11 protein-coding genes are annotated in these 5592 nt (G+C 48.6%); all 11 read left to right on the forward strand.

The window, feature by feature from the left end:
• The first annotated feature begins 111 nt into the window (after positions 1–111).
• The 11 genes from rplB to rpsH all read left to right on the forward strand — a co-directional run bounded on the left by rplB (position 112) and on the right by rpsH (position 5431).
• The gene (gene rplB / locus RMO35_RS22955; RefSeq protein WP_309744710.1) at positions 112–981 is read left to right on the forward strand and encodes a 50S ribosomal protein L2; all 870 of its coding nucleotides are present in this window, start codon (positions 112–114) and stop codon (positions 979–981) included.
• A 129-nt stretch (positions 982–1110) separates the two neighbouring features.
• Complete coding sequence (gene rpsS / locus RMO35_RS22960) at positions 1111–1389, forward strand: 30S ribosomal protein S19 (protein WP_295613120.1); 279 nt, start codon at positions 1111–1113, stop codon at positions 1387–1389.
• A 44-nt stretch (positions 1390–1433) separates the two neighbouring features.
• Complete coding sequence (gene rplV, locus RMO35_RS22965) at positions 1434–1787, forward strand: 50S ribosomal protein L22 (protein ID WP_295613123.1); 354 nt, start codon at positions 1434–1436, stop codon at positions 1785–1787.
• A gap of 20 nt (positions 1788–1807) precedes the next feature.
• Complete coding sequence (gene rpsC, locus RMO35_RS22970; RefSeq protein ID WP_309744694.1) at positions 1808–2548, forward strand: 30S ribosomal protein S3; 741 nt, start codon at positions 1808–1810, stop codon at positions 2546–2548.
• 10 nt (positions 2549–2558) lie between these two features.
• A complete protein-coding gene (gene rplP / locus RMO35_RS22975) occupies positions 2559–2987 on the forward strand; it encodes a 50S ribosomal protein L16 (RefSeq protein WP_309744696.1) in 429 nt (142 codons plus the stop codon).
• 4 nt (positions 2988–2991) lie between these two features.
• Entirely contained in the window at positions 2992–3198 is a 207-nt protein-coding gene (gene rpmC, locus RMO35_RS22980) for a 50S ribosomal protein L29 (RefSeq protein WP_309744698.1), read from the forward strand.
• 39 nt (positions 3199–3237) lie between these two features.
• On the forward strand, positions 3238–3483 hold the full coding sequence (gene rpsQ, locus RMO35_RS22985) for a 30S ribosomal protein S17 (protein WP_309744700.1): 246 nt from the start codon (positions 3238–3240) through the stop codon (positions 3481–3483).
• Between the two features lie 93 nt (positions 3484–3576).
• A complete protein-coding gene (gene rplN, locus RMO35_RS22990) occupies positions 3577–3945 on the forward strand; it encodes a 50S ribosomal protein L14 (protein WP_309744702.1) in 369 nt (122 codons plus the stop codon).
• A 3-nt stretch (positions 3946–3948) separates the two neighbouring features.
• Positions 3949–4293: a 50S ribosomal protein L24 gene (gene rplX / locus RMO35_RS22995; RefSeq protein ID WP_309744704.1), complete on the forward strand. Its 345-nt coding sequence runs from the start codon at positions 3949–3951 to the stop codon at positions 4291–4293.
• 74 nt (positions 4294–4367) lie between these two features.
• Positions 4368–4913, forward strand: coding sequence for a 50S ribosomal protein L5 (rplE, locus tag RMO35_RS23000; RefSeq protein WP_309744706.1), 546 nt, complete (start codon positions 4368–4370; stop codon positions 4911–4913).
• Between the two features lie 116 nt (positions 4914–5029).
• On the forward strand, positions 5030–5431 hold the full coding sequence (gene rpsH / locus RMO35_RS23005; protein ID WP_309744708.1) for a 30S ribosomal protein S8: 402 nt from the start codon (positions 5030–5032) through the stop codon (positions 5429–5431).
• Positions 5432–5592: the final 161 nt, after the last annotated feature.

A 5592-nucleotide genomic window follows, 5' to 3' on the forward strand; every position in this document is an offset into this window, starting at 1 on the left:
GCCGACGGTCAAACCGACGGGATGTAGAATATAACGTTTTTCGCTAATGCTCTCCCCGTCCCCCCGCCTCCCCCGCTCCCTAACCTAATCCCAAACAACTAACACCGAATTATTGGAACCCGTTCTTATCGGCCATATACGCCCAGTACTCGCGAAACCGTAATTTCCGACTTTGCGGAAATTACCGTGGGTAATCAGCCGGAAAAATCACTCGTTTACAACAAACACCGTGCTAAAGGGCGCAACAATCGCGGTGTCATTACCAGCCGCCGTCGCGGTGGTGGTCACAAACGACTCTATCGGCAGATTGATTTCCGTCGTCAAGACAAAATCAACATCCCCGCCCGCGTCGCTACTGTCGAGTACGATCCCAACCGGAATGCCCGGATTGCGCTCCTATTCTACAAGGATGGCGAAAAACGTTATATTCTACATCCCGTCGGTTTGACCGTCGGCATGGAAATCATTACTGGGCCAGAGTCGCCGTTTGAGATCGGCAATGCCCTACCACTGATTAATATTCCTTTAGGTACGACAGTTCACAGCGTCGAGCTTACTGCTGGTAAAGGCGCTCAAATTGCCCGCTCTGCTGGTGCCGCCGCCCAATTAGTAGCTAAAGAAGGCGACTATGTGACCCTGAAAATGCCTTCTGGTGAAGTCCGGATGGTACGGAAGGAATGCTACGCTACCATCGGTCAAGTCGGCAACACCGACGCCCGAAACACCAGTGCTGGTAAAGCCGGACGCAACCGCTGGAAAGGTCGTCGTCCGAAGGTCAGAGGTAGTGTCATGAACCCCTGCGATCACCCCCATGGTGGTGGTGAAGGTCGTGCGCCGATCGGTCGTCCTGGCCCAGTTACACCCTGGGGTAAGCCAACCCTGGGCTACAAGACTCGTAAGAAGAAAAAGGCCAGCAGCGAACTCATCATCCGCCGTCGTCGTAAATCCTCGAAACGCGGTAAAGGCGGTCGTCAGAACTAAGGGAGTGGATAGTGGACAGTGGGTAGTGGATAGCAATAAAGAACTATTCATTATCCACTGTCCATCCTTGAGCAAGCTCAAGGCAATCTATTCACTATCCACTATCCACTATTCACTATCCACTAAATTATGGGTCGTTCTCTCAAAAAAGGTCCTTTTGTCGCCGATCATCTGATGACAAAAGTTGAAAAAATGAATGCGTCTGGTCGTAAAGACGTAATTAAAACTTGGTCGCGGGCTTCCACGATCTTGCCGCAAATGGTCGGACATACGATCGCAGTACACAACGGTCGTCAACACGTGCCTGTCTTTGTTTCCGATCAAATGGTCGGTCACAAATTAGGTGAATTTTCACCCACACGTAACTATCGTTCCCACTCGAAGGGAGACAAGAAATCCGGCAGATAATTCAAAGTAAATTTGAATTTTAGATGGATTCAAGAGGAAAAAATATGGCGATCGATAACAAAACAGAAATCAAAGCAGTTGCGAAATATATTCGCATGTCTCCCTTCAAAGTGCGCCGCGTACTAGATCAAATTCGGGGACGTTCCTACCGCGAAGCCTTGATTATTCTCGAATTCATGCCCTACAAAGCATGTGAAGAAATTATCAAAGTCTTGCGATCGGCTGTAGCTAACGCCGAGCATAATAATGGGATGAATCCAGCCAAGTTAGTAGTCTCTACTGCTTTCGCTGACGGTGGCCCCGCGCTCAAACGCTTCCGCCCCAGAGCGCAAGGTCGCGCTTACAAAATCCGCAAACCGACATGTCACATCACCGTGGCAGTGGCGGAGACGAACTAGGGAGCATATAAAAAAATAACATGGGACAGAAGATTCATCCAGTTGGCTTTAGACTCGGGATCACGCAAGAACACCGTTCGCGGTGGTATGCAGATACCCGCAAGTATTCTGAAGTTCTCAAAGAAGACTACATCATTCGCCAACACATCGAGAAAGATACAACCCTCAGCACTGCGGGGATTTCTAAGGTACGGATCGAGCGTAAAGCCGACCAGATCGAACTCGAAATCCATACAGCTCGCCCAGGTGTAGTTGTCGGTCGTCAAGGTAGTGGGATCGAAGTCATTCGTCAAGCGTTGCTCAAGAAACTCGGTACCGATCGCCAAATTCGGATCAATGTCATTGAGATTGCGAAAGTTGACGCCGATGCCGCGCTAATTGCGGAATTTATCGCTCAACAACTTTCTCGCCGCGTCTCCTTCCGTCGCGTCGTCCGTCAGGCGATCCAACGGGCGCAACGCGCCGAAGTTAAGGGGATCAAGATCCAAGTCGGCGGACGACTCAACGGCGCTGAAATCGCCCGTACCGAACAAGCTCGTGAAGGTAGCGTGCCCTTGCACACCCTCCGTGCCGATATCGACTACGCTTCCAAGACCGCAGACACCACCTATGGCATCATCGGTGTCAAAGTTTGGGTTTTTAAGGGCGAAATCATCCCCGGACAAGAAAATCTCGAAGTACCTAGTGCTGCTCAACCCAAGCGTCGGCAAAACCAACAACGCCGCCGTCAGCAGTTTGAAGACCGCTCTGATGAAGGATAGGAAGTAAATAATGTTAAGTCCTAGAATAACGAAATTCCGCAAACAACAGCGCGGTAGAATGACTGGTTTAGCTACCAGAGGAAATGAGATTGCCTTCGGTCAATTTGGCTTGCAGGCGATCGAGCCATCATGGATCACTTCCCGTCAGATTGAAGCCTGTCGGCGAGCCATGAACCGCTATCTCAAACGGGGTGGTAAAATCTGGATTCGGATTTTCCCTGACAAACCCGTGACGATGCGCCCAGCAGAAACCCGGATGGGTTCGGGTAAAGGTTCTCCCGAATTTTGGGTCGCAGTAGTCAAGCCCGGTCGGATCTTATTTGAGATTGGTGGCGTTCCTGAAGATATTGCTCGGGAGTCCATGCGTCTAGCGATGCACAAGCTACCGATCAAGGTCAAATTTATTATCAAACCACACTTAGAAGACGAGACTGATTAAGGTTATGGCTCTGCCCAAAATTGCTGAAGTAATAAGCTTAACCGACGAAGAATTAGCTGCGGAAATTATCGCTGTCAAACGCAACTTGTTTGACCTGCGCCTTCGCCAAGCTACTCGTCGGTTAGAAAAAACCCACGAATTCAAACATAATCGCCACAAACTAGCGCAGTTATTGACAGTAGAACACCAACGTAAAACCACCAAGGTTTAATTCAATCAACATCCTCCAGCCACAGGTAATTAACAAAAAATGGCAGTCAAAGAAAGAGTTGGCATCGTTGTCAGCAACAAAATGCAAAAAACGGCAGTAGTCGCGATCGAGAACCGCTCCGCGCACTCCAAATACGGCAAAGTAGTCGTCAGAACCAAAAAATACAAAGTTCACGACGAAGAAAACCAGTGCAAAGAAGGCGACAGAGTGCGGATTACTGAAACCCGCCCCCTGAGCCGCACCAAGCGCTGGACACTTGCAGAAATTCTCAGTACTAAAGCCTAACTATTCCCTGGTGGGGTTAGGACAAGTAGCGATGCGAGAGGTTAATTTCTCTCTTCCCTACCCTCTACTCCCTACCCCCTACCCTCTAAAACCATGATCCAACAAGAAAGTTATTTAACCGTTGCGGACAATAGCGGTGCTCGCAAAATTATGTGTATCCGCGTCCTCGGTGCGGGTAATCGTACCTACGGCGGCGTCGGCGATACCATTATCGCTGTTGTCAAAGATGCCACGCCGAATATGGCAGTCAAAAAATCCGAAGTAGTTCGTGCCGTCATCGTTCGCACCAGACATACCATGCGCCGCGATAGTGGTATGAGTATTCGGTTTGACGATAACGCTGCCGTATTAGTTAATGCTGAAGGCAACCCCAGAGGTACTCGCGTTTTCGGCCCTGTCGCTCGCGAACTTCGCGACAAAAGTTTCACCAAAATTGTCTCCCTGGCTCCAGAGGTACTCTAACAAATGGCAATCCAAAAACCTAAAGTCAAACATCGGATGCACGTCAAAAAAGGCGACACCGTGCAAATTATCTCTGGTAGAGATAAAGGTAAGATCGGCGAAATTCTCAAGTCCATTCCCGAATTGAGCAAGGTGATTGTCAAAGGTGTGGGTATTCGCACCAAGCACATCAAACCAGCGCAAGAAGGCGAATCGGGTCGGATCGATACGTCAGAATCACCGATTCACAGCTCCAAAGTGATGGTCTACTCGACCAAACAAAACGTCGCTAGCCGGATTAGCTATACGGTTAATGCTGAAGGCAAGAAAGTCCGCATGTTAAAGAAAACTGGCGAAATCATCGACTAGATCGATCGCGATTCAGTCTATTTATTACTTGCTATCTATCCTGACCAAGCCCAGGAAATCATCCTCGAACAATCATGGCACAACAACTCAAGACCAAGTTTCAAGAGCAAATTACGCCCAAGCTGATGGAGCAATTTGGTTATACCAATACGCTGCAAGTGCCCAAGGTGATCAAAATTACGGTCAACAGAGGACTAGGCGAAGCAGCGACAAATGCTAAAGCGCTCGAATCTTCGATCGCCGAAATCGCTAAAATCACCGGACAAAAACCCGTTGTCACCCGTGCTAAAAAAGCGATCGCAGGTTTTAAAATCCGGGCGGGAATGCCTGTCGGTGTGATGGTGACACTACGCGGCGATCGGATGTACGCTTTCTTAGACAGATTTATCAACTTGACTCTCCCCCGCATTCGGGACTTCCGAGGGATCAGCCCCAAAAGCTTTGACGGTCGCGGTAACTACAGTATTGGGATTCGCGAGCAACTCATTTTCCCGGAAATCGAGTACGACCAAATCGACCAGATTCGCGGGATGGATATCTCGATTATCACCACAGCCGATAACGACGAAGCCGGACGCGCACTACTAAAAGAAATGGGAATGCCCTTCCGTACAAGTTAACCCTTATACACAACGGCAGCAATCGTGGTATGGATCGATGGAGAGCAATAGCTCACCCCTATTCACTATCCACTATCCACTATTCACTATTCACTAATTTTCACCCTAAACAACAAATGGCGGCACACGATACTATCTCAGACATGCTGACTCGCATTCGGAATGCGAGCATCGTCAAACATCAAACCACCAATCTGCCCGCAACCAAGCTCACTCGTAGTATTGCTACCGTCCTCAGACAAGAGGGCTACGTTGGCGAATATGAAGAAGTTGGCGAAGGGATTGAAAAAAAATTAGTCCTGACCCTCAGATACAAAGGCAAAAATCGTCAGCCAATTATTACCGCGCTCAAACGTGTGAGTAAGCCTGGACTGCGCGTTTATTCCAACCACAAAGACTTACCTAAAGTTTTGGGTGGGATTGGGATTGCCGTGATCTCCACCTCTAGTGGGATTATGACCGATCGCGAAGCTCGCAAACAAGGCGTCGGTGGCGAAATCCTCTGTTACGTCTGGTAACCGTTATCCAGCAGTCAGTAAGTAAAAATCATATTGATTTTTTTACGAATTAGTAACTTTATATGTGCTAAATCTTACTCCCCTGGCTCAAATATTCATCTTTGCGCTCACATCGTGTGTTGCAATTTCATTGACAAGGAGTAAATAATTAATTATGTCTA

The organism is Chamaesiphon sp. OTE_20_metabat_361, from assembly GCF_031364565.1.

Coding starts and splice junctions, on each gene's coding strand:
- rplN (WP_309744702.1), top strand. CDS start 3,577: ATGATCCAACAAGAAAGTTATTTAACCGTTGCGGACAATAGCGGTGCT.
- rpsQ (WP_309744700.1), top strand. CDS start 3,238: ATGGCAGTCAAAGAAAGAGTTGGCATCGTTGTCAGCAACAAAATGCAA.
- rpmC (WP_309744698.1), top strand. CDS start 2,992: ATGGCTCTGCCCAAAATTGCTGAAGTAATAAGCTTAACCGACGAAGAA.
- rplP (WP_309744696.1), top strand. CDS start 2,559: ATGTTAAGTCCTAGAATAACGAAATTCCGCAAACAACAGCGCGGTAGA.
- rplE (WP_309744706.1), top strand. CDS start 4,368: ATGGCACAACAACTCAAGACCAAGTTTCAAGAGCAAATTACGCCCAAG.
- rpsS (WP_295613120.1), top strand. CDS start 1,111: ATGGGTCGTTCTCTCAAAAAAGGTCCTTTTGTCGCCGATCATCTGATG.
- rplV (WP_295613123.1), top strand. CDS start 1,434: ATGGCGATCGATAACAAAACAGAAATCAAAGCAGTTGCGAAATATATT.
- rpsH (WP_309744708.1), top strand. CDS start 5,030: ATGGCGGCACACGATACTATCTCAGACATGCTGACTCGCATTCGGAAT.
- rplX (WP_309744704.1), top strand. CDS start 3,949: ATGGCAATCCAAAAACCTAAAGTCAAACATCGGATGCACGTCAAAAAA.
- rpsC (WP_309744694.1), top strand. CDS start 1,808: ATGGGACAGAAGATTCATCCAGTTGGCTTTAGACTCGGGATCACGCAA.